This window comes from Streptomyces sp. enrichment culture, assembly GCF_964272855.1.
Taxonomy (GTDB): Bacteria; Actinomycetota; Actinomycetes; order Streptomycetales; family Streptomycetaceae; genus Streptomyces.
On record NZ_OZ186847.1, the window covers coordinates 7362804 to 7386712 of the forward strand.

Genomic DNA, 23909 nt, shown 5'->3' on the forward strand with positions numbered 1-23909 from the left:
TTCGAGCAGCCCCTTCGGCTGTTCAGCCCCGCCGATCGGCACCGGGGCCATGTGCCGCCGGCGCCTGCCCGCCCCGCCCGTTTCCGGCTCCCGGTCGAGGGGGACTCGCCGCCTGTGGCGGAGCACGGAGCGGAGCAGCGGGTACGGCTGTCGGTGCCACCGGTTCCCGAGCCGGCCGTACGGCACCCGGCCTTGCGCTTCGAGGGCTGGATCGCCGGCCTGGGCACCTCGTCCGGCACGCGGGTCGTACTCGGCCACTGGCAGCGGACACCGTTCGGCCCGTTCAGCGACGTCATGCTGGAACGGGCCGACGGGGAACGGCTGCTGATGGCCCCCACACAGGAGACGGCCGACTTCATCGGCGGCACCTACGTCTTCGAGACGGTACGCGTCGTCCCCGTGCGGGTCGGCGTCGCGGACCGCACCTGGACCGTCACCGCGGGCCCGCTCGAGCTGCGCTTCCTCACCGGGCGGCGAGGGCCCCTGGGCTGCCTGCTGCGGGCCGTGCCGGGCGCGCTCGCCCGCCGTCCGGCGTGGAGCGCGTGCACGTACTGGCCGGCCCGCCTGCTGCTGCCCGGAGTGCGGACCCGCGGCAGTGCGCGCGCGGGCCGCCGCGAGTGGTACGGCGCACAGGACCTGCGGCCGATCCGCGCCGTCTCCGCGTCCTTCGCGGGCGCCGACCTCGGTGTCATGGCGATCGTGGAACCGCCCGTGCGCTTCGGCTTCGGTTCGGTGCCGAGGCGACCCGCGCTCGTCCGGGTCACCACGACGGTGGCGCTCGAAGCGGAGTGAAGGGTGCCGGTCCGAGGGGTACCCGGCGAGCCGTGGAAGGGAGGCGTCATGGGCGGGACGACACTACGGGAGTCCGCGCGCGGCGTCGCGGTCGCGCACGGTGCCTTCAACACCGTGGGCGGGCTGTGGCCGCTCGCGCACCTGCGCAGTTTCGAATGGGTCTTCGGGCCGAAGACCGATGTGTGGCTGCAGATGACGACGGGCGGACTGCTCGCCTCAGCGGGTCTCGCGCAGCTCGCCGCGGCGGCGGACCCGCTGGGCCCGGTGCATGCCCGCCGCATCGGCCTGGGCACCGCGCTGACCCTGCTGGCCGTCGATCTGACCTATGTGCCGAAAGGCCGGATCCGGCCGACGTACCTCCTGGACGCCGTGATGCAGGCAGGCTGGATCGCTGCCTGGCTGCGCACCACCGGCCCGAAAGGGACACCGTCCCGTAGGCACGCGGGTGGGTGCGGCCGGTGAGGGGCCCGGCCCGGACGGCCCGGTCCGCGACACCGGCGGAATCACGGCACGTCAGAGCGGTCGAGGCGGCTTTCCGCCTGATCGCCCGCCTGCGCGGGGCTCCGGCCCTGCATCCGGACGGGCTGATGTGCACGGCCGAGCTGCGGGTCATGGACGGCGGCGAACGCTGGGACGTGCCGTGGCTGGACACACCGGGTCGCTACGAGGCAACGGTACGTCTGTCCCGAGCGGCCGGCCTGCCCCGGCGGCTGCCCGACGGGCTGGGGCTGGCGGTGCGCGTGGAACAGGCCGACGGCCCGGGCCACGCCCTTGATCTGCTGCTCACGAGCAGTGGCCGGGGCCGGATGACCCGGCACCTGCCGCTGCCACGCGCCGACGCCCTGGGCGGACCGTACTCCAGCCTCCTCTCCTACCGGATCGCCGGCCGTCCATCCGTCCTGGCCGCCTTCCCCCGTCGTTCACGCGAGGCTCGCGATGCTCCCGTCCATGGCGACCCGGTGAGCCTGAGCCGGGCGCTGAGCGCCGGACCGCTCGTCTTCGACCTCTGCGCCGAGGCGACCGACCGGCGCTGGCGCGAGTTCGCCGTGCTGACTGTCCACACGCCGCTGCCCGTACGCCCCACGGAGAGCGCCGACTTCGACATCTACGCCCACGAAGCGCGCGACTTCACCCCCGGCCCCGCGCTGTCCGTCATCCGCCGCGCCGCCTACCGCGGCTCGCGGGCCGGCCGGCGATTCGGCCGCTGACGAGATTGCGGTTCGCCGGCCGGCGAAGAGGACGCTGTCCGATGGCCGGCGCTCTCACCGGCCGTGGGCGTTCCCGCGGGGCAGGGGCCCGACATCGGGTCGGCGGCCGGGACGCATGGCGGCGTGCCTCTGCCCCGGGCCGGGCCCGCTGCGGGCGGCCAGGGCATCGGCTACGGCGCCGGTGGTGAAGGCGTAGACGGCCTTGTGCAGGACGTCCAGGACGAGCTCCCCGCGCGGCCAGGTGGCCGGCGGAGCACCCACTCCGGTCGCGTTCTCCAGGATCTGGTCGTTGGTGAGACGGACCACCGTGAACTTCGCCGACGCCAGCGGCCCGCGCAGACCGGCCTGGGCCATGACCGAGCGCAGTACGCCGAGCAGGGCGGCCTGGCCGTAGTGCATGGCCCAGTTGAGCGCCGGCGGCTGGGCTCCCGGGGGCTCCGGCAGACCCGTCAGGCGTTCCAGGACCCGCGCGGGCACATGCGAATCGGGCCGGCCGGTGACCCTCTGCTCGATTTTCTCGCCGAGGGTCATGACCACGCCCCCGATGCCACCCGCGAGCAGACCCTGCCACAGAGCGCGCTTGAGCATGTGCCGCCGGGTACCCGCCGCGGGCGTCTTCACGCGCCCGCCGGCCGTCGCGCCTAGAAGAAGCCCAGCTTCTTCGCGGAGTAGCTCACCAGCAGATTCTTCGTCTGCTGGTAGTGCTCCAGCATCATCTTGTGTGTCTCGCGGCCGATGCCCGACTGCTTGTACCCGCCGAACGCCGCGTGCGCGGGGTAGGCGTGGTAGCAGTTGGTCCAGACACGGCCCGCCTGGATGGAGCGGCCCGCGCGGTACGCGGTGTTGATGTCGCGGGTCCACACGCCCGCCCCGAGGCCGTACAGCGTGTCGTTGGCGATCTTCATGGCGTCGTCGAAGTCGTCGAACGACGTCACCGACACCACCGGACCGAAGATCTCCTCCTGGAAGATCCGCATCCGGTTGTTCCCCTCGAAGATCGTCGGCTGGACGTAGTAGCCGCCCTTCAACTCGCCGTCCAGTTGGAGGCGTTCACCGCCCGTCAGGACCTTCGCGCCCTCCTGCCGGCCGATGTCGAGGTAGGAGAGGATCTTCGCAAGCTGGTCGCCGGAGGCCTGGGCGCCGATCATCGTGTCCGTGTCCAGGGGGTGCCCGGCCTTGATCGACTCGGTGCGGGCGATCGCCGCCTCCAGGAAGTCGGGGTAGTTCCCGCGCTGGATCAGCCCGCGCGACGGGCAGGTGCACACCTCGCCCTGGTTCAGCGCGAACATCGTGAAGCCCTCCAGGGCCTTGTCCCGCAGATCGTCGTCCTTCTCCCAGACGTCGTCGAAGAAGATGTTGGGCGACTTTCCGCCCAGCTCCAGGGTGACCGGCTTCAGGTGCTCCGCGGCGTACTGCATGATCAGCCGCCCCGTCGAGGTCTCACCGGTGAAGGCGATCTTCGCCACCCGCGGGCTGGACGCCAGCGGCTTGCCCGCCTCCTCGCCGAAGCCGTTCACGATGTTCACCGCGCCCGGCGGCAGCAGGTCGGAGACCAGGCTCAGCCAGTAGTGGATGGAGACCGGGGTCTGCTCGGCGGGCTTGAGGATGACCGCGTTGCCCGCCGCCAGGGCCGGGGCCAGCTTCCACGCCGCCATCAGGATCGGGAAGTTCCACGGAATGATCTGCGCCACGACGCCGAGCGGCTCGTGGAAGTGGTACGCCACCGTGTCGTCGTCGACCTCGGCGAGCGAGCCCTCCTGCGCGCGGATCGCGCCCGCGAAATAGCGGAAGTGGTCGATGGCGAGCGGGATGTCCGCTGCCAGCGTCTCACGGACCGGCTTGCCGTTCTCCCAGCTCTCGGCGACCGCGAGCTGTTCCAGGTGTGTCTCCATCCGGTCGGCGATCTTCAGAAGGATGTCCGAGCGCTCGGTCGCCGAACGGCGGCCCCATGCCGGCGCGACGGCGTGCGCCGCGTCCAGCGCCCGCTCCACGTCCTCCGCGGTGCCCCGCGCCACCTCCGCGAACGGCTGCCCGGTCACCGGGCTCGGGTTCTCGAAGTACCGACCGCGGGCCGGCGGCACGTACTCGCCGCCGATGAAGTGGTCGTAGCGCGACTGGTAGGAGACGATCGCCCCGGGCGTGCCGGGTGCCGCGTAACGGGTCATGCTGGTCCAGCCTCCAGGTGGCAGCGCCGCCCGCCGTCGGGCGGCTCCAGGTGCGCGAGGGTACGGACGCGGACGTTGCGGTCACGTTGCACACAGGGCTGGGCTGGGACTGGGTTCGGGCTGTGGGCCGGCAGCGTGGCGGGGCCGGGGAGGGGGGCCGGACGTCTCAGGCGTACCCCGGTGACGGACCCGGCCGACTCCCCGCTGTTCCGCGTCGGCCCGGCTGACCCGGCCGACCCGACGGACCCGGCTGGAGCGGTAGGCCCGGCAGCGTCACCGGCCGCATCTCCCCGCGCGGCGCCGCCAGCTCGGCGTCCAGCGCCGCAAGACGCGCCCGGACCGCGGCCGTCGGACGAAGCGCCGCCAGCGCCTGCCATATCTCCAGGTCGTCCTCACCCCACGGCGCGTGCGCCCAGTCGGCCAGCAGGTCCGGGTCGCGGCGGGCGATCAGTACCGTACGCAGTCCGTCCGCGAGGCGGTGCCTGAGCCGGGCCACCGCCGGGGCCCGGGAGGCCGGCAGCAGCGGTCCGGTGTACGCCGTCGCGGCCGCCGTGACCGCCCCGGACTCCAGCCGCCGCTCGACGACGGCGACGTCCGACTCGATGCCCACGGTGAGCCGGTAGGGGCGGGAGGCCAGCAGCCCGGGGCCCAGCACCCCACGCAGCCGGGCCAGTTCGGCGCGCAGGGTCACCGGGGTCACCGACTCGTCGTCGTACAGGGCGCACAGCAGCTCGTCCCCGGTCAGACCCTCCGGGTGCCGGGCGAGCAGCACCATGATCTCGCTGTGCCGACGGCTCAGCCGGATGCGCCGGCCACCGGCGAGCACGGTCGCCTCGTTGCGCCCGAGCGCGGTCAACTGCAGGACCTCACCGACCGGTCGACCCGGGGCGAGCAACGCCAGCTGCGACTCGGCGGCTCGTGCGACCGCCTGCACGAACGCCAGGCTGTGCGGATGCGCGAGCCCGTCCCCGCCGGTGATGTCCACGGCGCCGAGCACCCGGCCGGTGCGCGGGTCGTGCACCGGGGCCGCCGCGCACGTCCAGGGCTGGACCCGGCGGACGAAGTGCTCGGCCGCGAACACCTGCACCGGCCGGTCGACGGCGACGGCCGTGCCCGGGGCGTTGGTCCCCACCGCGCTCTCCGCCCACCGGGCCCCCGGCACGAAGTTGATCCGCCCCGCCTGGCGCCGCGTCGCGGGATGCCCCTCGACCCACAGCAGCCGGCCGTGCGCGTCGCACACCGCGAGCAGGTGTTCCCCGTCCACAGCGAAGGAGCCCATCAGTTCACGGCAGAGCGGCATCACCCGGGCCAGCGGGTGCTCCGCCCGGTAGGCACCGAGGTCGCCGTCCATCAGCTCCACGTTCGCTGCGCCGTCCGGCCCGACGCCGGCCCGGGCCGAGCGCCGCCACGAGTCGGCGACCACCGCCCGCACCGGCCGTGACACCGTGCCCGCCTCCGTGAACGTCTCGTGGGCGCGACGCAGGATCCGTGCGCGCTCCGTGGGGTCGGCTCCCGGCTCCAGAGCCACCCAGGGATCGGTCACCTCGGCCTCCCGGCAGGCGATACGGCTGGTGTGTGCGGCGCGGCCGTGCCGCAGGGGGAGGGACGGCGCGGCACGGCCCGGAACATCGTCACTCCCGCCGTGCGCGCGGACAACCGTTTCGACCGGGGTCACCAGAACGGTTCTGTGCGGCCCGGCGTTCGTCAGGCTCTCCGGACCAGCCGGAGGTACCGCTCCCAGTCCCAGTGCGGTCCGGGATCCGTGTGGTCGGAGCCCGGGACCTCGTAGTGCGCGATGATGTGCGAGCGGTCCTTGGGGATGTCGTACTTCGCGCAGATCGAGGCGGTGAGCCGGGCCGAACGCTCGTACAGGACGTCGGTGAAGTAGCGGGGCTGGTCCACCCACCCCTCGTGTTCGATCCCGATGCTGCGGGTGTTGTAGTCCCAGTTCCCCGCGTGCCAGGCGATGTCGGACTCGCGTACGCACTGGGCGAGGTGGCCGTCGGACGAGCGGAGCACGTAGTGCGCGGACACCTGCTTCCTGCGGTTCTGGAAGACGCCCAACGTGGTGGAGTAGCTGGCCTGGGTGACGTGGATGACCACGAAGTCGACCGGATGGCTCCTGGGGCGGTTCGCCGGCGTGTAGTTGGCGGTGTGCGCGGGATGCCAGACCGCCGACGGCTGGTCGGGAGCCTGGGTCTGCGCGTCTGCCCGTGTCTCGGGCAGCAGCGTGTACGGGACGGCGGCGAGGGCGGCGCCTTGCAGGATCCGTCGCCGGTCGGGGAGCGGTCGTGCCCGTTCCATGGAAGTGCCTTTCGGGTGATCTGCGCGGGGAAGTGGCGGCGTGCGGTCTCAGCACCGCGGTATCGCCGCCGCCTCGCACAGTCGGGCGTGCGGTCCGCGGTGAGTCTCGCGGGCGGGCGGCCACTTCTCGCGGAGCTCGGCCACGTGGGTGTGGTTCGTGTCGCACGTCGGGCCGAACGCCCGGGCACCTTCGTCTGGTTGGGTGCGTACCGTCAGGATGCGTGTGGACATGGTCGTTTCCCCCGCTCGACTGCGTGAATGAGTGACTGCGTGAATGAGTGACTGCACGACTGCATGACTGCGTGTCACGTGATTCACGGTACGGGGCTTCGGTGACCGGCAGAAGGATCGGTCGATCTCCCGTGGACAAGCGCGCCTTTGTGGACAACCTGCTCACTCACACGGGTGGTTGGCGTGCCGAGGCCGGCGGGCCTCGGGCCATCGAGGGCTCGGAGGCGGCCCGCGATCAGGCGGGGTCAGGCCTGCTCGGCTACCGCCGCCGGATCGTCGAGCACCGCCCGGATCACCGAGTGCGCGGCACCCAGCAACGGGCCCTCCGGTCCGAACCGGGAGACGGAGACCGGGCAGGGCGGCCCCGCCGTGCGCCGCGCCAGTTCGGAGCGCAGCGACGGCAGCAGCCACGGTGCCAGCCCCGCCAGCGCGCCGCCCAGCACCACGCTCTCCGGGTCCAGTAGGTTGACCGCCCCCGTCAGCGCGATGCCGAGCGCCTCCCCCGCGTCGCGCAGGGCCCGCCGTACCTCCTCGTCGCCCTTCTCGGCACGCCCCGCGAGCATCCCCACCCGGTCCTCGCCCGGCTCAAGCCCGGCCGCCCGCAGCACCGCCTCCTCGCCGGCGTACTGCTCCAGGCAGCCACGCCCGCCGCAAGCGCACTCCGGCCCGTCCGGGCGGACCGGCACATGACCCAGTTCGCCCGCGAATCCGCGCGTTCCGCGCAGCAGGCCACCGCCGACGACCACGGCCGCGCCGATGCCGATCTCGGCCGAGACGTGCAGGAAGTCGGGCGGTGTGCCCTCGCCGAGCCAGAGTTCGGCGAGGGCGCCGAAGTTCGCCTCGTTGTCCACGGTCAGTTCGAACCCGAAGGGCAGCAGGGCACCGAGGTCGGTGTCGTGCCAGTCGAGGTTCGGGGCGCGGACGACGGTACGGGCGTCGCGCGCCACCAGACCGGGTACGGCGACCGCCAGCCCGGCGGGCCGCAGTCCCTCGCCCTCCGCCTCGGCGACGACCTGCCGTATGAGTCCGGTCAGTTCCTCGATCACCGGCTCGGGCGCACGGCCGCGGTTCGTGCCGTGCCGCACCGCGCGGGCCCGGACCTCTCCGCGCAGGTCGACCGCGCACACCGCGAGATGGTCGACTCCCACCTCCGCGCCGAGCCCGGCGGGGCCGTGCGAGCTGACCGCGAGCGCGGAACCGGGCCGGCCGACCCGCCCCGGCCGCTCGGGCCCCAGCTCCTGGAGCAGCCCGGACCGGATCAGCTCGTCGACCAGCGTCGACACGGCCGCGCGGGTCAGACCGATGCGCGAGGCGACGGCGGCCCGGGACAGCGGCCCCTCGGCGCTGACGGTGTGCATGACCCGGGCGAGGTTGCGGCGGCGCATGCCCTGCTGGGTGTCGGGCAACGCGCGCCCGGGGCCTGCCGGGTGGGTGTCGTGCGGGGGTGCGGTCATGCCTCCGTCCGTCCTCAGCGGCTCTGTGGGCTCCGCTCCAGCAGCGGGGCCGCGTCGGAGAGTACCCCGGCGATCCTGGCCAGTGTCTCCTCGTCCCGCTCCACGGCCTCCAGCACGGGGCCCCGCGCGGTGTCCCAGCGCCGGGCGACGGCGGCCGGGTCCTCGCCGGTCAGCAGCCCGGCGGCCTGCGCCGCGGCGCCGAGCGCGACCAGTTCCCTCGCCTCGGGCACCTGGACCGGGCGTCCCGAGAGCCGTCGTACGGTCTGCTGCCAGGCCGTGCCGCGGGCGCCGCCGCCGATCAGCAGCAGCGGAGCCGAGGGGTCCGCGTCCTCGTCGAGGACCAGGTCGAGCGCGCCGAGCAGCGAGTGCACTGCGCCGTCGTACGCGGCCTGCAGCAGTTGCCCCGCGGTCGTGTCGTGCCGCAGGCCGTGCAGCAGCCCCGAGGCGTGCGGCAGGGCGGGGGTGCGCTCGCCGTCCAGATACGGCAGCAGGGTGGCGGTCGTGCCGGGCTCGACGGCCTCCCGGTCCAGCCCGAGCAGCGCCGCCACGCGGTCCACGGCCAGCGTGCAGTTCAGGGTGCAGGCCAGCGGCAGCCAGTCACCGCGCGCGTCGGCGAAGCCCGCGACGATGCCGGTCGGGTCGGTGGGCCGGCGCCGGGACACCGCGTACACCGTGCCCGAGGTGCCGAGACTCATCACGGGGGTGCCGGGGCGCAGCCCGAGGCCCAGCGCGGCGGCGGCGTTGTCGCCGGTGCCGGCCGCGACCAGGGTGCCCTTGGAGAACGGCAGGTCGTGGCTGTCGCGGACGGTGCCGGCCACCTCGCCGGGCCGCACCACGCGGGGCAGCAACGCCGGGTCGAGACCCACGTGGGCGAGGATCTCGGCGTCGTACTGCTCGACCCGCGAGGCCCACCAACCGGTGCCGGAGACATCGCCGCGGTCGGTCGTGCCCTGGCCGGTGAGCCGTTCGGTCAGGTAGTCGTGCGGGAGACGTACCGCCTTGGTGGCGCGGACCGCCTCCGGTTCGTGCTCGGCGAGCCAGGCCCACTTGGTGACCGTGAAGGAGGCGGCGGGGACGGAGCCGGTGCGCTCGGCCCAGAACTTCGCGCCGCCCAGCTCCTCGGTCAGCCGCCGGGCCTGCGGCGCCGAGCGCACGTCGTTCCACAGCAGCGCGGGCCGGACCGGCTCGCCCCGCTCGTCCAGCGTGACCAGGCCGTGCTGCTGGCCGCCGATGGACACGGCGGCGGCCTCGTGGGCCGCGTCACCGCACTGGCGCAGCGCCTCGCACAGCGCGTCCCACCACTGACGCGGGTCGCTCTCGCGGCCGGCTCCGGAGGTGACGGTGTGCGGCGCCTGGCCGCTCGCCACGACCTGCCCGGTCGCCGCGTCGACGACGAGCGCCTTGGTGGACTGCGTGGACGTGTCCACGCCGACGACGAGCGGACCCTCGGCTGCTGACATCGGGGCTCTCCCTCTTCCGCGGCTCAGCGGGGATATGTGGTGGATTGTGATCCGGGGCACCTTGTCTCTTCCCAGAGACGCGACCGCATACTAATTTGTAAACGGCCATGACGAAATAGTCGGCAGCAAGCGAGCAAGGAGTCGCGGCATGAGCTACCAGCCCACCCCCGAGGACAGGTTCACGTTCGGCTTGTGGACCGTCGGCTGGCAGGGAAGAGACCCGTTCGGTGACGCCACCCGGCGTGCCCTGGACCCGGTCGAGACGGTGCAGCGCCTGGCCGAGCTCGGCGCCTACGGCGTGACCTTCCACGACGACGACCTGATCCCGTTCGGGTCCACCGACACCGAGCGCGAGTCGCACGTCAAGCGTTTCCGCCAGGCGCTGGACGCCACCGGCCTGACCGTGCCGATGGCCACCACGAACCTCTTCAACCACCCGGTGTTCAAGGACGGCGCGTTCACCGCCAACGACCGCGACGTGCGCCGCTACGCGCTGCGCAAGACCATCCGCAACATCGACCTGGCCGTCGAGCTGGGCGCGACGACCTACGTCGCCTGGGGCGGGCGCGAGGGGGCGGAGTCCGGTGCCGCCAAGGACGTCAGGGTCGCCCTGGACCGCATGAAGGAGGCCTTCGACCTGCTCGGCGAGTACGTCACCGCCCAGGGCTACGACCTGCGCTTCGCCATCGAGCCCAAGCCGAACGAGCCGCGCGGCGACATCCTGCTGCCCACCGTCGGCCACGCGCTGGCCTTCATCGAGCGCCTGGAGCGCCCGGAGCTGTACGGGGTCAATCCCGAGGTCGGGCACGAGCAGATGGCCGGGCTGAACTTCCCGCACGGCATCGCGCAGGCCCTGTGGGCGGGAAAGCTCTTCCACATCGACCTCAACGGCCAGTCCGGCATCAAGTACGACCAGGACCTGCGTTTCGGCGCCGGCGACCTGCGCTCCGCGTTCTGGCTGGTCGACCTGCTGGAGAGCGCCGGCTACACCGGGCCGCGCCATTTCGACTTCAAGCCCCCGCGCACCGAGGACCTCGACGGGGTGTGGGCCTCCGCCGCCGGCTGCATGCGCAACTACCTGATCCTCAAGGAGCGCGCCGCCGCCTTCCGCGCCGACCCCGAGGTCCAGCAGGCGCTGCGCGCCGCCCGCCTCGACGAACTGGCCCAGCCCACCGCCGCCGACGGCCTGCAGGCCCTGCTCGCCGACGCCACCGCGTTCGAGGACTTCGACGTCGACGCCGCCGCCGCACGCGGCATGGCCTTCGAGCACCTGGACCAGCTCGCCATGGACCACCTGCTGGGTGCGCGCGGCTGAACCTGTCCTCGGCGGCCCGGTCCCAGTAGGACGGCCCCCGCGCGGTATGTCGCGGAATCATGCGATCCACGCCATGAGTCCGTGCCGAATTCCGCGCGGGGGTCGCGGTGCTGGGCCGGTACGCGCGAGTCTGGGCGGTATGGCCACGCCGCCCCCACCGCCTCAGCCGCCCGGCGCACCGCCTCCGGGCGGGTTCGGACCGCCGCCGCCCGGAGACGCCGGGCCCCCGCCGAGGCGGCGCAGCCCGGCTCTCGTCGCCCTGGCCGCACTGCTGGCCGTCGGTGTCGTGGCCGCGGTCCTGTGGGTGGTGGCCTTCGCGGGCGACGACACGCCGGACGGGGGGCCGTCCGGCGAGCCGGGCAGCAGCAGCGGCACCGACCCATCACCGACAAGGTCGTCCGGGCTCCCGAGCGGGCTGCCCAGCGGTCTGCCGTCGCTGCCGTCGGAGTTCCCCAGCGAGCTGCCCAGCGGGCTTCCCAGCGGCTTCCCCACCGAACTGCCGAGCGGGTTTCCGAGCGAGCTTCCCGGCGGCATTCCCAGCCACTTCCCCAGTGGGCTGGAATCGCTGATCCCATCCCTTGGGGAGGGTGAACTGCCCTAGGGGGTGTCTCGTCGATCAGGTCGGATCAGGGAGCGGCGTCTGGTGCCGTGCATCGCAAGGCGGAGGAGGGAGCCGATGCGATGGGGGTCCCCCCTGCTCGAGCGGAGCCGAGAGCTTGGGGGAATCGGGGACCGACGACAACGCGGCGAGGCGCGGCACCAGACGCCGCGAGCCCGGCATGATCGGCGAGACGCCCCCTAGCGGTGTGCGACGGTGGCCAGTACGCCGCACGGGAGCCACATACGGGTCGGTACGGCAGCCGCGGTCGCCACGGCAGCCGTGCGCACGTGGGTCTGCGTCGGCCCGCGCGGGGGGCGTCGGCCCGCACGAGGGTGGCGTCGGCCGATGCCGGGCGACGCACACCCACGTCACGGGCACGCCGGGGTCAGGAGGTCTCCTCCTCGGGGACGGCCCGTGCCGCGGCCAGTGCGGTCGCCGGATCCTGCGCCGGGCCGCCGGCCGGCAGCCAGCGGCCACGGTCCTCGTGATACGGCCACCAGCGTCCGTCGCGGCCCAGGCGCAGCTGGCTGGAGGTGCCGACGACCGTCCAGCGGTTGGCTCGCGCACGCAGCGTCGGGCGCTCCTCCTTGTCCCAGGCCGTTTCGAGGGCGGCACGCGCGCGTGCGAGGGCGTCACCCTCGACCGTCCACTCCTCCTCGAGGACCGCCAGGGCGGCCGGCCCGCCCTGGTCCCAGGCGCGTACGGCGGCCGCCAGGTCCTCCCGGCCTCTCCCCGAGCCGTCGGCCAGCCGCTCCAGCACCGCCCGCTCGGGCGCGCCCGCGGCCAGCCGGACCGCGTCCTGCGCGACCGTCAGGTCGGGCCGGGACACGTCGCCGTCGGGCCGCAGTGCCTCGGCCAGCATGCGGTGCGCCGCCCGGGCCGCCCGGGCCGCCAGGAACTCGAGGGCGACCGGGTCGACCCCGGGCGCGGGCGGGGTCTCGGCGTCCAGGGACGGCGGCAGTCCGGGCAGCTCGGGCAGCTCGGGCGGGGCGGGCAGCGGCGGCAGGATGTCGCCGGCCGCGTACGCCTCCGCGGCGTCCACGCCGACGGGGGCCCGGGTCTGCTCGGCGGAGGCGGAGGCGGAGGCGGAGGCGGAGGCGGCATCCCGCGCCTGGAGGGCGTCGACGACGGCCCGTTCACCGCGTCCCCGCATCAGCAGCAGAACGAAGGGGTCCTCGTCGAGCAGCCGCGCCATCTGGTAGCAGAGCGCGGCCGTGTGCCCGCAGTGGTCCCAGGCACCGCAGTCGCACTGCGGTTCCAGATCGCCCAGCCCCGGCAGCAGCTCGATGCCCGCCACCGCCGCGTCCTCCACGAGATGCGGCGGCATCTCCCGGTCGACGAGCGCCGCGACATGCCCGGCCCGCTCGACCGCCAGCTCCAGAAAACGGTCCCACCGGTCGGCGGACAGCTCCTCCAGCAGGACATCCGCCCGGTGCGCCGTGCGGTCGCGGTCCTGGACGACCGCGGTGATGCGCCCCGGCCGCACCGACACCGCCCCCACCGCGCCCGCGCGGGCGAGCCGGCGGCCCGTCTTCACCTGCCCCGAGTCCAGAGCCGCGTCCTCCAGCGCCTTCAGCCAGGCCTGACCCCACCAGGTGCGGGCGAAACCTTGCCCCCGCGCGGGCGGCAGCGCGGCGAAGGTGCGCTCGATGTCGTTCTCGTACCGGTTCATCGCGTGCTCCCTCGCAGTTCCACCAGATCGGCCAGTTCGGCGTCCGTCAGCTCGGTGAGCGCGGCCTCGCCGGCGCCGAGCACCGCGTCGGCCAGCTCCCGCTTGCGGCTCAGCATCCCGGCGATGCGGTCCTCGATCGTGCCCTCCGCGATCAGCCGGTGCACCTGCACGGGCCGCGTCTGCCCGATGCGGTACGCGCGGTCGGTCGCCTGCGCCTCGACGGCCGGATTCCACCAGCGGTCGTAGTGCACGACGTGTTCCGCGCGGGTGAGGTTGAGACCGGTGCCCGCCGCCTTCAACGACAGCAGGAACACGGGCACCTCGCCGTCCTGGAACCGCCCCACCATCGCCTCCCGCTCCTGCACGGGCGTTCCGCCGTGCAGGAACTGCGAGGGCACACCCCGCGCGGACAGGTGCCGTTCGATGAGCCGTGCCATCTGCACGTACTGGGTGAAGACCAGCACGCCCGCCCCCTCGGCGAGGATCGTGTCGAGCAGCTCGTCCAGCAACTCCAGCTTCCCGGAGCGCCCGGCGATCGCCGGCCGCTCCTCCTTGAGGTACTGCGCCGGGTGGTTGCAGATCTGCTTCAGACCCGTCAGGAGCTTCATGATCAGCCCGCGCCGCGCCATGCTGTCGGCACCCGCGATCTCCGCGAGCGTCTCGCGCACCACTGCCTCGTAGAGGCCCGTCTGTTCCGGTGTGAGCGACACCGCGCGGTCGGTCTCCGTCTTCGGCGGCAGTTCGGGCGCGATACCGGGGTCGGACTTGCGGCGGCGCAGCAGGAACGGGCGCACCAGCCGGGCCAGCCGGTCCGCGGCCGCCGGGTCCTGGCCGCCCTCGACCGCCTGTGCGTACCTCGCGCGGAAGGTGCCCAGGCGCCCCAGCAGCCCGGGGGTCGTCCAGTCGAGGATCGCCCACAGCTCCGAGAGGTTGTTCTCCACCGGGGTGCCGGTGAGCGCCACGCGTGCGCGAGCGCCGATCGAACGCAGCTCCCGCGCGGTCGCCGAGTACGGGTTCTTCACGTGCTGAGCCTCGTCGGTCACCACGAGGCCCCACGGCACCCCGGCCAGCTGGCGCGCGTCCAGGCGCATGGTGCCGTACGTCGTGAGGACGAACTCCCCGTCGGTCACCCCGTCCAGGTCGCGCCCGGCGCCGTGGAAGCGGCGTACCGGCGTGCCGGGCGCGAACCGCTCGATCTCCCGCTGCCAGTTGCCCATCAGGGACGTGGGACAGACCACCAGGGTGGGACCGGCGGACGACGGGTCGGTCTGCCGGTGCAGATGGAGGGCGATCAGGGTGATGGTCTTGCCGAGGCCCATGTCGTCGGCCAGGCAGCAGCCCAGCCCCAGCGACGTCATCCGGGCCAGCCAGTTCAGACCACGCCGCTGGTAGTCCCGCAGGTCGGCGGCGAGGGCGGCCGGCTGCGCCACCGGATCCTGGCCCTCGGGCTCGGACAGCCGTTCGCGCAGCGCGGCCAGCCACCCCGTCGGATGCACCTCGACCCGGTGGCCGTCGACCTCCGTGGAGCCGGTGAGCGCCGCGCCGAGCGCGTCGACAGGGGTGACCCTGTGGTCCTGCCGTTCGCGGGCGCGCCGCGCCTCCCGGGGGTCGAGCAGCACCCACTGGTCGCGCAGCCGGACCACGGGGCGGTTGGCCTCCGCGAGCCGGTCCAGCTCCTCGCGGGTCAGCTGCCGGTCGCCGAGCGCGAACCGCCAGTCGAACGCGAGCAGCGCGTCGGCGGACAGGAAGGACGGCGTGTCCGAGGCGAGCCTGCCCGGGTCCGGCTCGTCGTCCGGCGGACCGACGACCGCGCGGGTGGTCAGCTCGCGGGCCAGCTCCCTGGGCCAGTGCACGTCCACCCCGGCGGCCGCGAGGGCGTTGGCGCCCTCGCCCAGCAGCTCGGTGACCTCCTCGTCGGCGAGTTCCACGGCGTCCGGCACGGCGGCGGACAGCAGCGGGCCGAGCGCCGGCCACGCGCGTGCCGCGCGGCGCAGCGCCACCAGCGCGTCCATCCGGGCACCCGGCCCGAAGGCCCCGCTGGTGGCGTCCGACGCGGCCCACACGGTGGCCACGTCCGCGACGACGGACGGGTCGCCGACCGGGTGCACCTGCGGGACGGCCCGGAACGCGGGTACCGCCTCCTCGGCCGCGTCGGTCAGACCGGTCACTTCGATCCGCAGTGAGATCCGCACGCCCGCGTCGTGTCCTGCGGCGATGTCCGCGGCCCAGGGGCGCAGGTCGGGCCGGTGCTGCGGCTCCGGTGCCGCGAAGGCCGGGCCGCCGGTGACGAGCGGGGCGGCGGGGGAGCGCGGCAGGGTGTCGGCGACGGCGTCCAGGAAGGCCCGCACCAGCCCTTCCGGGTCGGGCAGCCGCAGGGGTTCGGTGAGGTCCGGCGCGACGGCGTGCGCCTCGGGCGGCATCGCGGCGGCGAGCCGGCGGATCCGCTCGGTGTCCTCCGCGCGGAGCGGTCCCACACGCCAGGCGTCGTGTTCGCCCGTGGACAGGCCGGGCAGCAGCAGACCACGCGCCGTGAAGTGCAGGGCCAGCAGGGCCGCCGCGCCCCAGAACACGGCCGCGCGATGTCCCTGTCCGGCGGCCCGTGCGTGCGTGAGGACGGGCAGGGCCGCGCCCATTGGGAGCACGACGGCCGGCACGGTGACCGGCTCGACGCCGGTCTCACCGGGCAGGACGACCGTCAGGTCCGTGAGGGCGGCTGCGGCCACGGCCGCCGGAGCCTCGCCGTCGGGCCGCCAGAAGGCGACCCCGCCGGTACGGGCCGGGTCGCCCGGGACGAACATAGCGCAGCAGTGCGCCAGTTCGTGGATGTCGGAGGAAGTTGCCGGGGGAGTGCTCTGCACAGTGTGGTCGCATTCCTCAAATTTGACTACCTGGAGGGTGAGCGGCCGAGGTTACAGGACGAAGCCGGTCGACCTTGCATGCAATGGGTGTGAGCTGAGTCACTGAATCCGGGCTGTGGGGGAATCCCTAAGGGGTGCGCGTCAGGGATTTCCTAGGGGCGCGGCACGGAACCGCCGCGGGCGCGGAGCCGTTTTCACAGCAGAGAGCGGCAGTGGCCGCGAAGGAGGCGACACACATGTCGAAGAACGCGAAGATCGCCGCAGGAGGTGTGGCGGCCGGTCTCATTCTGCTGATCTGGTTGCCCTGGTGGGCCGCGCTGCTGATCGTGCTGGGCGTCCCGGCCGCCGCGTACCTCACCCTGGACCCGTCACAGCGGCGCCGGCTGCGCCGCGCCACCCGCAAGGAGCTCGGCCGCTAGCCCGGCGCGCCCGCGCCTCCGTGAAGCCGGTCGACCTCAGTGGGACACCCACCCGCCGGGCCGCGGCAGGCGCCGTGGCCCGGCCCGGTCGCTCAGGTCGGCCGTACGGCCATCTTGTCCAGCGCCTCCAGCAGACCCGGCAGCTCCGGACCGCGTCCCACCGGCAGGACTTCCCCGGGCGCCTCGTCGAGCAGCACGAACGCGATGTCGTCGGTCCTGGCCACCATCGACCAGCCGGGGCCGTCGGCGCGCAGCGTCCGCGCGTCGCCCGGCGCGAAGGACGAGCGGACCCGGCCGAGCGGCGGCGGCGTGTCCACGTACGCGCGTGCCTCGGCGAGGACACGCCGCACACCGGTCCGCCCGGTGCCCGCCTCGGCTCCCTCCCCGGCCTCGCCGACGCCGGGTGTGACGAACTCGGCGTCGTCGATCTGTTCCCGCCACTGCGCCCACTGGAGCGCGATCTCGTCGGCGCCGAGGCGGCGCTGGGCGGGACCCCAGACATCCGTGTCCGGGGGCGCCAGCGGGCGACGGTCGTCGACCGAGGGATCGGGGTCGTGCGGCGCGGGCACACCGGGCGCCGACACGGCGACCGCCAGGGGCCAGCCGGGCAGCGCCGCGACCACACTGCGCTCGTCCGGCGACAGGTCGTACTCCATGCCGCAGTCCCAGGAGGCGATGGCGACGGCCACCAGGGACACGTCGTCGGTGACCACGGTCCACCGCGCGCCGTCGCCGTCCTGGCCCAGCACCAGGCCGTACCCGTCGGCGAGCGGCGCGAGGCCGAGCGCCGCGCAGGCCTCCGGGTAGTCGTCGCCCAGCACGCTCGGGAACTTCGCCGGTGTCAGCAGCACCGCCGTGAGCACATACAGCGCGTCGTCCGTGGCGGTGACGGCGTACTCGTCCGTTCCGGCCATCACAGCCTCCCCATGGGTTTGTCCAACGGCGCGCACCCTAGTGCGACCGAGAGCCCCTTGTCACGACTCCGTCGGCCGCGCGGAGCTGCGGTGATCCCGTGGAGACCGGACGAATCGACCACCCGGAGCGACGCGCCTCAGGCCGTCGGCAGCCCGAGGAGGTCGCGGGCGACGGCGTGTGGCGACTCGCCGCGCTCCCGCGCGAGCGCGATCACGGCCCGGCACGCCAGCTCGTTCACCCCGAACGACAACGCCTCCGGCGACACCCAGCCCGCCGCCTCGTCGACCCGGTCCTGGTCGTCCTCGGCGTTGGCCGCCACATAGACGGCGGCCGCCTCGAAGAGGTTGTGCGTCCGTGAGCCACGGGCGGCGGTCCGCTCCTCCCGCCCCGCGCCGCGAAATCTGCTCCAGGACTCCCGCACCTTGCCGAACATGCCGACCGCCTTCCCCCTGTGAGGTCTCGTCGCTGATCGTACAAATGCTGCCTCTCAACGTAGAGTTGAAGCTTCGGCGGCAGAAGAGGAAGGGCGCAGGGAGGGCGCGGTGAAGCGCTTCGGACCGGCGTCGCCCCGGGTGGTGCGCAGGGGTCAGTCGCCGAGTGATTCCAGGGTGGCGCGCAGCCAGCCGAGTTCGGCCCGCGAGGTGGCGCGGGCGATGGTCAGGATGCCCTGCCGGAACGGGTCGTCCAGTTCCTCCGCGGCGAGCGGCCGGTCACCGTCGTAGAAGAAGCTCGCGGGCTCCTCCAGGAAGGCCAGCCTGCGGCGCAGTACGGCCGCCTGGGCGCCGGCGTCGTCCAGGTGGCGGAGGAAGGCGAGCACCGTGAACCAGCGGTTCTCGTCGGTGATGTCACGCCGGGTGGGCTCGGCGAGTCGGCGGCGCAGTTCCCACTTGCCCTTGTCGGTCAGCGCCAGCACATGCCGGGGCGCGGCCACCGCTCCGGGTTCGGTGGCCCGTTCCAGGAGGCCCGCCTGCTCCAGGCGCTTGATCGCGGGGTACAGCGTGCTCTCCGCGACCGGCCGCACGTGTCCCGTCAGCGCTGTGATGCGTTTGCGCAGTTCATACCCGTGCAGCGGGGTGTCGTACAGGAATCCGAGGATGGCCAGCTCCAGCATGGCGGCATTCTCGCGCACTCCGCTCCCGCTGTACATCCGGCATGGAGTACCTCCTTTGAGGAATACATCAGCTTCTCTATACCTCGACACCGATGTATGTTCCTGGGTGAGCCGACAACGACGGTGGACCAATGAGGGAGGCGTGATGCAGCAAGCCGAGTTCGACGGTGAGGGCAGCCGGATCCGGTGGACGGAGACACCGGGGACGGAACCCGCGCGGGTGTACGTCCACGGGCTCGGGTCGGCCTCCGCCGCCTATCACGCCCATATAGCGGCCCGGCCGGAGCTCGCGGGCCGGCGCAGCCTGTTCGTGGACCTGCCCGGGCACGGCATCAGCGACCGGCCCGCCGGCTTCGGCTACGGCCTCGAGGAGCACGCCGCCGCCCTGGCGGCTGCACTTGACGCCGCGGGCGTGGGCGGCGCCGAACTGATCGCGCACAGCATGGGCGGCGCCGTCGCCCTGGTGCTGGCCCACCGGCGGTCCGACCTCGTCTCCCGGCTGGTCCTCACCGAAGCCAACCTCGACGCTTTCCCGCCCCCCACCGCGGGGAGCAGCGGAATCGCCTCCTATGAGGAGGACGACTTCGTCGACGGCGGGTACGTGCGCGTGCTGGAGAAAGTCGGTCCCCTGTGGGCGGCGACCATGCGGCACGCCGACCCGCGCGCCCTGCACCGCAGCGCCGTCGGACTGCGCCGCGGATCGCAGCCCATGATGCGCGCCATCCTGGAGGAACTGACCGTCGACCGCGTCTACTTGCAGGGAGAGCTGAGCGGGGAGCTCGACGGGCGGCGGACGCTGGAGGCCGCCGGGGTACGCGTCGTGACCGTGCCCGGAGCCGGGCACAACGTCATGTTCGACAACCCCGACGCCTTCGCGGCGGCGGTCGCCGGGCGGGTGTGACGGCTCAGGCCTCGCGATCGGCGAGGACCAGGAACCGGGCGTCCTCGTCGACGTACGACGTCATCCGCCACCCCGAACCGGCGAGCAAGGGCCGCAGATTGGGCTCCGCGCGGAGGTCGTCCGGGGTGATCCGCCGCCCGTGGCGAGCCGCCAGCGCCGCGCGGCCGATCGGATGGAACAGGGCGAGCCGGCCGCCGGGGCGCACGACACGCGCGAGCTCCCGCAGATTCGCGGCAGGATCGGGCAGATGGGCGATGAGGCCCGCCGCGAAGACAGCGTCCAGCGCCTCGGCCCGCAGCGGCAGGGAGGCCACGTCCGCGAGCAGCAGCAGCCCGTCCCGGTCCCTGCCGGCCCGTACGGCCGCCTGGAGCATCGCCGGGGTCAGATCGGCCCCGAGCACCACTCCCGACGGCCCGACGGCCGCCCTCAGCGGCGGCAGGGCGCGTCCGGTGCCGCAGCCCGCGTCGAGGACGCGGTCGCCCGCACGCAGTCCCAGCTCGGCGACCGCGGCCGCGTAGGCCGGGCCGTCGTCGGGGAAGCGGCTGTCCCAGTCGGCGGCGCGGGCGGTGAAGAACTCCTGGACGTGCGTACGGTCGTCGCTCATGTTCCGCATGATCCCTCACCGGCGTGGATGACGTCGCGGTGTGCATGTTCGAGCTGGACGCGATCGTTCAGGTATCTCTGTGTGTCATATTCCAACACCTTTCGAAATGCGCCCCCTTCGTGCGCCTCTGCCCCGGCTAGCGTCCCGGGGCCATGGGACACCTGGACCACGCCGCCTTCGGCTGGCTGACCCCCGTGCTGTCGTACGTCATGGCCTGCGTAGGCGCCGCCCTCGGGCTGCGCTGCACCGTGCGCGCCCTCGGTGCCACCGGGCGCTCGCGCCGCAACTGGCTGATCACCGCCGCCTCCGCCATCGGCACCGGCATCTGGACCATGCACTTCGTGGCCATGCTGGGCTTCCGCGTCAGCGGCACCGAGATCCGCTACGACGTCGCACCGACCGTGCTCAGCCTGCTGGTGGCCATGATCGTCGTCTGCGTCGGCGTCTTCGCGGTCGGCTACGGCCGTGACCGCACCCGCGCCCTCCTGCTCGGCGGACTCACCACCGGACTGGGCGTGGCCAGCATGCACTACCTGGGCATGGCCGCCGTACGACTGCACGGTGACGTGACCTACGACCCGGTGCTCGTCGGCCTCTCCGTGCTGATCGCCGTCGTCGCGGCGACGGCGGCCCTCTGGGCGGCGCTCAACATCAAAGCGCCCGCCGCGGTCACCGTCGCCTCCCTCGTCATGGGCGCGGCGGTCAGCAGCATGCACTACACCGGCATGCTCGCGGTCCGTGTGCGGGTCACGCCCGCCGGTGATCCGCTGCCCGGGGCCACGGCGATGCAGTTTGTCTTCCCCCTCGCCGTCGGCCTCGGGTCCTATCTCTTCCTCACCTCGGCGTTCGTCGCTCTGTCACCGACGGCGGGGGAGCGCGAGGCCTCCGCCTCCGCGCAGCGGCCGGTCGAGACCGCTGCCCGCTGAACCGCCCGAACCCCCTTGCCGAGGCAGGAGGCCATGCCTACATCCCGAAGGACCCCGACGGCCGGCGCCGAGAAACCCCGGCCCGCGGTGCGCGGCCGCCGCGCGCACGCCGGACCACCGGCGGACGAGGGCCCGGACGCCGCCGCGGGCATACCGGCGGACCGCACGGCCACGCGTGACACACGCTGGCGGATACGGCCCCGTACCGTTCGCGCCAAGATCATCTGCCTGCTGATGGTGCCCGTCGTGTCCCTGCTGGCCCTGTGGGCGTACGCCACCGTCACCACCGCCCAGGACGTCTCCCGGCTGCGCCAGCTGCAGCGCGTCGACGCCGAGGTCCGCACCCCCGTCGCGGACGCCGTCGCCGCCCTTCAGGCCGAGCGTGCCGCCGCCGTGCGGTACGCGACCGACCCGTCAGCCGGGGGGAGGGGCGACCTGGACCGGCTCGCTGAACACACCGACCGCGCGGTGGCGAGACTCCGCCTCGGCGAGCGCGGAACCGTCGCCGACGGCCAGGAACTGCCCGCCGAGGTCGCCCGACGCCTCGTCGCGTTCGTCGCCGAGGCCGGGGAGCTGCGCCCGCTGCGCACCGCCGTGCTCGACCACCGCACCGGCTGGAACGAGACGTACGAGCGGTACACCGAGACCATCGCGCACGCCTTCGGCGTGACCGGCGCGCTCACCGGCGTCCAGGACGCCGAACTCGGTTCCGACGCGCGCGTGCTGCTGGAGTTCTCCCGCGCGGGCGAGGCCCTGGCGCAGGAGGACGTCCTGCTGGCGAGCGCCCGCCTCGCCGACGGACTCACCGGAGAGCGGCTCCGGCTGTTCACCGGCGCCGTCGACACCCGGCGCACCCTCACCGAGGCCGCCGTCGCCGACCTGCGCGGCGACGAACGCACCGCCTGGCTCGACCTCGCCGAAGGCGCCGACTACGCAGCCGTAGGCGCTCTGGAGGACCGGGTCCTGGCCAGCAGCGCGGGCGCCCGCGCGGTCGCGGCGGCACCGGAAGCCGCCTGGCAGAAGACGCACGGGCACGTCCAGGACGGCATGCGGACCATCGAGCGCGACGCGGCGCGCGGCGTCGCCGAACGCGCCGACCCGTTCACCCGCGGCCTGCTCACCCCGGCCGGAGCCGCCGTCCTCCTCGGCCTCGCGGCCGTCGCGGCCTCCCTCGTCATCTCGGTGCGCATCGGCCGCGGCCTCGTCGTCGAACTGGTCAGCCTGCGCAACGGCGCCCTGAAGATCGCCCGCCGCAAACTCCCCGAGGCGATGCTGAGACTGCGGGCCGGCGAGGAGATCGACATCCGCGCGGAGGCCCCGCCCGGACCACCCGCCGAGGACGAGACCGGACAGGTCGCCGAGGCACTGGGCACCGTGCACCGCGCGGCGCTGCGGGCCGCCGTCGAACGCGCCGAACTCGCCAGCGGCATTTCCGGCGTCTTCGTCAACCTCGCCCGCCGGAGCCAGGTCCTCGTCCACCGGCAGCTGAGCCTCCTGGACAGCATGGAACGCCGCTCCGACGACCCCGACGAGCTGAGCGACCTGTTCCGGCTCGACCACCTCACCACCCGCATGCGGCGGCACGCCGAGAGCCTGATCATCCTCTCCGGCGCCGCCCCCGGCAGGGCCTGGCGCATGCCGGTGTCCCTGACCAACGTGGTCCGCGCGGCCGTGTCCGAGATCGAGGACTACGCGCGCGTGGAGGTGCGGCAACTCCCCGAGGCGTCCGTCATCGGCGCCGCCGTCGCCGACCTCACCCACCTCCTCGCCGAGATCATCGAGAACGCCGCCCAGTTCTCGCCGCCCCACACGCGCGTGCGGGTGACCGGCGAACCCGTCGGCAACGGATACGCCGTCGAGGTCGAGGACCGCGGCCTGGGCATGGGCCCGGAGACCCTGGCCGAGGCCAACCGCCGTATCGAGCAGTCGGAGGCGCTGGACCTGTTCGACAGCGACCGGCTCGGCCTCTTCGTGGTCAGCAGGCTCGCGGCACGGCATGACATCAAGGTCCACCTGCGGACCTCGCCCTACGGCGGCACCACGGCCGTCGTCCTGCTGCCGAAAGCGCTGTTGCACAACGGCGCGCCGGAACGTGCCCCCGACGAGCCTGCCACCGCGGAACAGGACACCGAACGCGCCTACGCGCGCGTGCCCGACGGATCGGGCCACCAGGAGGCGTCCGTCCAGGCCGTGCCGACAACTGCCGACCGGCCCGTGCTGGTGGCCCCCGCCCCCGCCCCGGCCGTGGCGGAGCACAGCCCCGAACCCCCGCCCCCGGGAGTCACCGCCTTGCGCCTGCACCGACCGCCCGACACTCCCGAAAGCCCCGACGACCTCCCCCGCCGGGTACGGCAGACCCATCTCGTCCCCCAACTGCGCGACCGACGCCCCGAGGAACCGGCCCGACCATCAGGGCCGCACGGCGACGAGACGCGCACCCCGGAACTCGTACGGGACCGCATGACGGCCTACCGCGACGGTTGGGTCCGAGGCGGCGGCCGGCGCCCCGGCCGTGACAGCAGTGAAGGAGACCCCGCATGATCCAGGACCCGAGGGCCGCCCAGCGGTCCGGCGAACTCGACTGGCTGCTCGACGACCTGGTGCTGCGGGTGCACGAGGTACGGCACGCCGTGGTGCTCTCCAACGACGGACTCGCCGTGGGCGCCTCCAGCGACCTGGGCCGCGAGGACGCCGAACACCTCGCCGCGGTCGCGTCCGGCTTCCACAGCCTGGCCAAAGGCGCCGGCCGGCACTTCGGCGTCGGCGGCGTACGCCAGACCATGGTGGAGATGGACGACGCCTTCCTGTTCGTCGCGGCCGCCGGCGACGGCACCTGCCTCGCCGTCCTGACCGCCGTGACCGCCGACATCGGCCTCGTCGCCTACGAGATGGCCCGGCTCGTCAAGCGGGTCGGCGAGCACCTGTACACACCACCGCGCGCCTCCGCGCGGCCGCCCGCCGCCGGATGAGCCG

Annotated in this window: 22 protein-coding genes; 10 read left to right on the plus strand and 12 right to left on the minus strand. The window is 73.7% G+C overall.

Annotated features, from left to right (window positions below; all coding sequences use genetic code 11):
- Nucleotides 1-192 precede the first annotated feature (192 nt).
- The 3 genes from ACSU6L_RS32800 to ACSU6L_RS32810 are packed head-to-tail and all read left to right on the plus strand — an operon-like array spanning nt 193 to nt 2000.
- A complete protein-coding gene (locus ACSU6L_RS32800; RefSeq protein ID WP_437065135.1) occupies nt 193-792 on the plus strand; it encodes a hypothetical protein in 600 nt (199 codons plus the stop codon).
- 48 nt (nt 793-840) lie between these two features.
- Nucleotides 841-1254, plus strand: coding sequence for a hypothetical protein (locus tag ACSU6L_RS32805; protein ID WP_437062702.1), 414 nt, complete (start codon nt 841-843; stop codon nt 1252-1254).
- The gene (locus ACSU6L_RS32810) at nt 1251-2000 is read left to right on the plus strand and encodes a phosphodiesterase (protein WP_437062704.1); all 750 of its coding nucleotides are present in this window, start codon (nt 1251-1253) and stop codon (nt 1998-2000) included. The genes ACSU6L_RS32805 and ACSU6L_RS32810 overlap by 4 nt, the downstream gene beginning before the upstream one ends.
- 54 nt (nt 2001-2054) lie before the next feature.
- On the opposite strand, the gene ACSU6L_RS32815 is transcribed toward ACSU6L_RS32810, so the two are convergent.
- The 6 genes from ACSU6L_RS32815 to xylB all read right to left on the minus strand — a co-directional run bounded on the left by ACSU6L_RS32815 (nt 2055) and on the right by xylB (nt 9614).
- Nucleotides 2055-2588: a hypothetical protein gene (locus ACSU6L_RS32815; protein ID WP_437062706.1), complete on the minus strand. Its 534-nt coding sequence runs from the start codon at nt 2586-2588 to the stop codon at nt 2055-2057.
- 53 nt (nt 2589-2641) lie between these two features.
- Complete coding sequence (gene exaC / locus ACSU6L_RS32820) at nt 2642-4165, minus strand: acetaldehyde dehydrogenase ExaC (protein WP_437062708.1); 1524 nt, start codon at nt 4163-4165, stop codon at nt 2642-2644.
- Nucleotides 4166-4331: 166 nt separating this feature from the next.
- Entirely contained in the window at nt 4332-5708 is a 1377-nt protein-coding gene (locus tag ACSU6L_RS32825) for a GAF domain-containing protein (protein WP_437065136.1), read from the minus strand.
- Between the two features lie 161 nt (nt 5709-5869).
- Nucleotides 5870-6469 carry an N-acetylmuramoyl-L-alanine amidase gene (locus tag ACSU6L_RS32830; RefSeq protein WP_437062710.1) on the minus strand — a complete coding sequence of 200 codons (600 nt, stop codon included), beginning with the start codon at nt 6467-6469 and terminating at the stop codon, nt 5870-5872.
- A gap of 476 nt (nt 6470-6945) precedes the next feature.
- Nucleotides 6946-8154: an ROK family protein gene (locus ACSU6L_RS32835; RefSeq protein ID WP_437062712.1), complete on the minus strand. Its 1209-nt coding sequence runs from the start codon at nt 8152-8154 to the stop codon at nt 6946-6948.
- A 14-nt stretch (nt 8155-8168) separates the two neighbouring features.
- Nucleotides 8169-9614 carry a xylulokinase gene (xylB, locus tag ACSU6L_RS32840; protein ID WP_437062714.1) on the minus strand — a complete coding sequence of 482 codons (1446 nt, stop codon included), beginning with the start codon at nt 9612-9614 and terminating at the stop codon, nt 8169-8171.
- 148 nt (nt 9615-9762) lie between these two features.
- On the opposite strand from xylB, the gene xylA reads away from it, so the two are divergent.
- On the plus strand, nt 9763-10929 hold the full coding sequence (gene xylA / locus ACSU6L_RS32845) for a xylose isomerase (RefSeq protein ID WP_437062716.1): 1167 nt from the start codon (nt 9763-9765) through the stop codon (nt 10927-10929).
- A 139-nt stretch (nt 10930-11068) separates the two neighbouring features.
- The gene (locus tag ACSU6L_RS32850; RefSeq protein WP_437062717.1) at nt 11069-11530 is read left to right on the plus strand and encodes a hypothetical protein; all 462 of its coding nucleotides are present in this window, start codon (nt 11069-11071) and stop codon (nt 11528-11530) included.
- Between the two features lie 385 nt (nt 11531-11915).
- Here the strand turns inward: ACSU6L_RS32850 and ACSU6L_RS32855 are convergent, their stop codons facing one another.
- Both ACSU6L_RS32855 and ACSU6L_RS32860 read right to left on the minus strand, forming a co-directional pair.
- Complete coding sequence (locus ACSU6L_RS32855) at nt 11916-13202, minus strand: SWF or SNF family helicase (protein WP_437062719.1); 1287 nt, start codon at nt 13200-13202, stop codon at nt 11916-11918.
- On the minus strand, nt 13199-16000 hold the full coding sequence (locus ACSU6L_RS32860; protein WP_437065137.1) for an SNF2-related protein: 2802 nt from the start codon (nt 15998-16000) through the stop codon (nt 13199-13201). Before ACSU6L_RS32860 ends, ACSU6L_RS32855 begins: the two co-directional genes overlap by 4 nt.
- 296 nt (nt 16001-16296) lie before the next feature.
- Between ACSU6L_RS32860 and ACSU6L_RS32865 the strand changes: the two genes are divergently transcribed.
- Entirely contained in the window at nt 16297-16479 is a 183-nt protein-coding gene (locus ACSU6L_RS32865; protein ID WP_062704261.1) for a hypothetical protein, read from the plus strand.
- 92 nt (nt 16480-16571) lie between these two features.
- On the opposite strand, the gene ACSU6L_RS32870 is transcribed toward ACSU6L_RS32865, so the two are convergent.
- The 3 genes from ACSU6L_RS32870 to ACSU6L_RS32880 all read right to left on the minus strand — a co-directional run bounded on the left by ACSU6L_RS32870 (nt 16572) and on the right by ACSU6L_RS32880 (nt 18505).
- Complete coding sequence (locus ACSU6L_RS32870) at nt 16572-17393, minus strand: hypothetical protein (protein WP_437062722.1); 822 nt, start codon at nt 17391-17393, stop codon at nt 16572-16574.
- A gap of 137 nt (nt 17394-17530) precedes the next feature.
- Nucleotides 17531-17827, minus strand: a complete 297-nt coding sequence (locus tag ACSU6L_RS32875; RefSeq protein ID WP_437062724.1) for a hypothetical protein — start codon at nt 17825-17827, stop codon at nt 17531-17533.
- A 153-nt stretch (nt 17828-17980) separates the two neighbouring features.
- Complete coding sequence (locus tag ACSU6L_RS32880; protein WP_437065138.1) at nt 17981-18505, minus strand: PadR family transcriptional regulator; 525 nt, start codon at nt 18503-18505, stop codon at nt 17981-17983.
- A 145-nt stretch (nt 18506-18650) separates the two neighbouring features.
- Between ACSU6L_RS32880 and ACSU6L_RS32885 the strand changes: the two genes are divergently transcribed.
- Nucleotides 18651-19406 carry an alpha/beta fold hydrolase gene (locus ACSU6L_RS32885; protein ID WP_437062726.1) on the plus strand — a complete coding sequence of 252 codons (756 nt, stop codon included), beginning with the start codon at nt 18651-18653 and terminating at the stop codon, nt 19404-19406.
- Between the two features lie 4 nt (nt 19407-19410).
- Here the strand turns inward: ACSU6L_RS32885 and ACSU6L_RS32890 are convergent, their stop codons facing one another.
- Nucleotides 19411-20010, minus strand: a complete 600-nt coding sequence (locus tag ACSU6L_RS32890) for a class I SAM-dependent methyltransferase (RefSeq protein WP_437062728.1) — start codon at nt 20008-20010, stop codon at nt 19411-19413.
- Between the two features lie 152 nt (nt 20011-20162).
- Between ACSU6L_RS32890 and ACSU6L_RS32895 the strand changes: the two genes are divergently transcribed.
- Genes ACSU6L_RS32895 through ACSU6L_RS32905 form a run of 3 tightly spaced genes read left to right on the plus strand, consistent with a single transcriptional unit; the run spans nt 20163 to nt 23905 of the window.
- Nucleotides 20163-20936, plus strand: coding sequence for an MHYT domain-containing protein (locus ACSU6L_RS32895; RefSeq protein ID WP_437062730.1), 774 nt, complete (start codon nt 20163-20165; stop codon nt 20934-20936).
- Nucleotides 20937-20969: 33 nt separating this feature from the next.
- Nucleotides 20970-23477: a sensor histidine kinase gene (locus ACSU6L_RS32900; protein WP_437062732.1), complete on the plus strand. Its 2508-nt coding sequence runs from the start codon at nt 20970-20972 to the stop codon at nt 23475-23477.
- Complete coding sequence (locus ACSU6L_RS32905; RefSeq protein ID WP_437062734.1) at nt 23474-23905, plus strand: roadblock/LC7 domain-containing protein; 432 nt, start codon at nt 23474-23476, stop codon at nt 23903-23905. Before ACSU6L_RS32900 ends, ACSU6L_RS32905 begins: the two co-directional genes overlap by 4 nt.
- Nucleotides 23906-23909 lie beyond the last annotated feature (4 nt).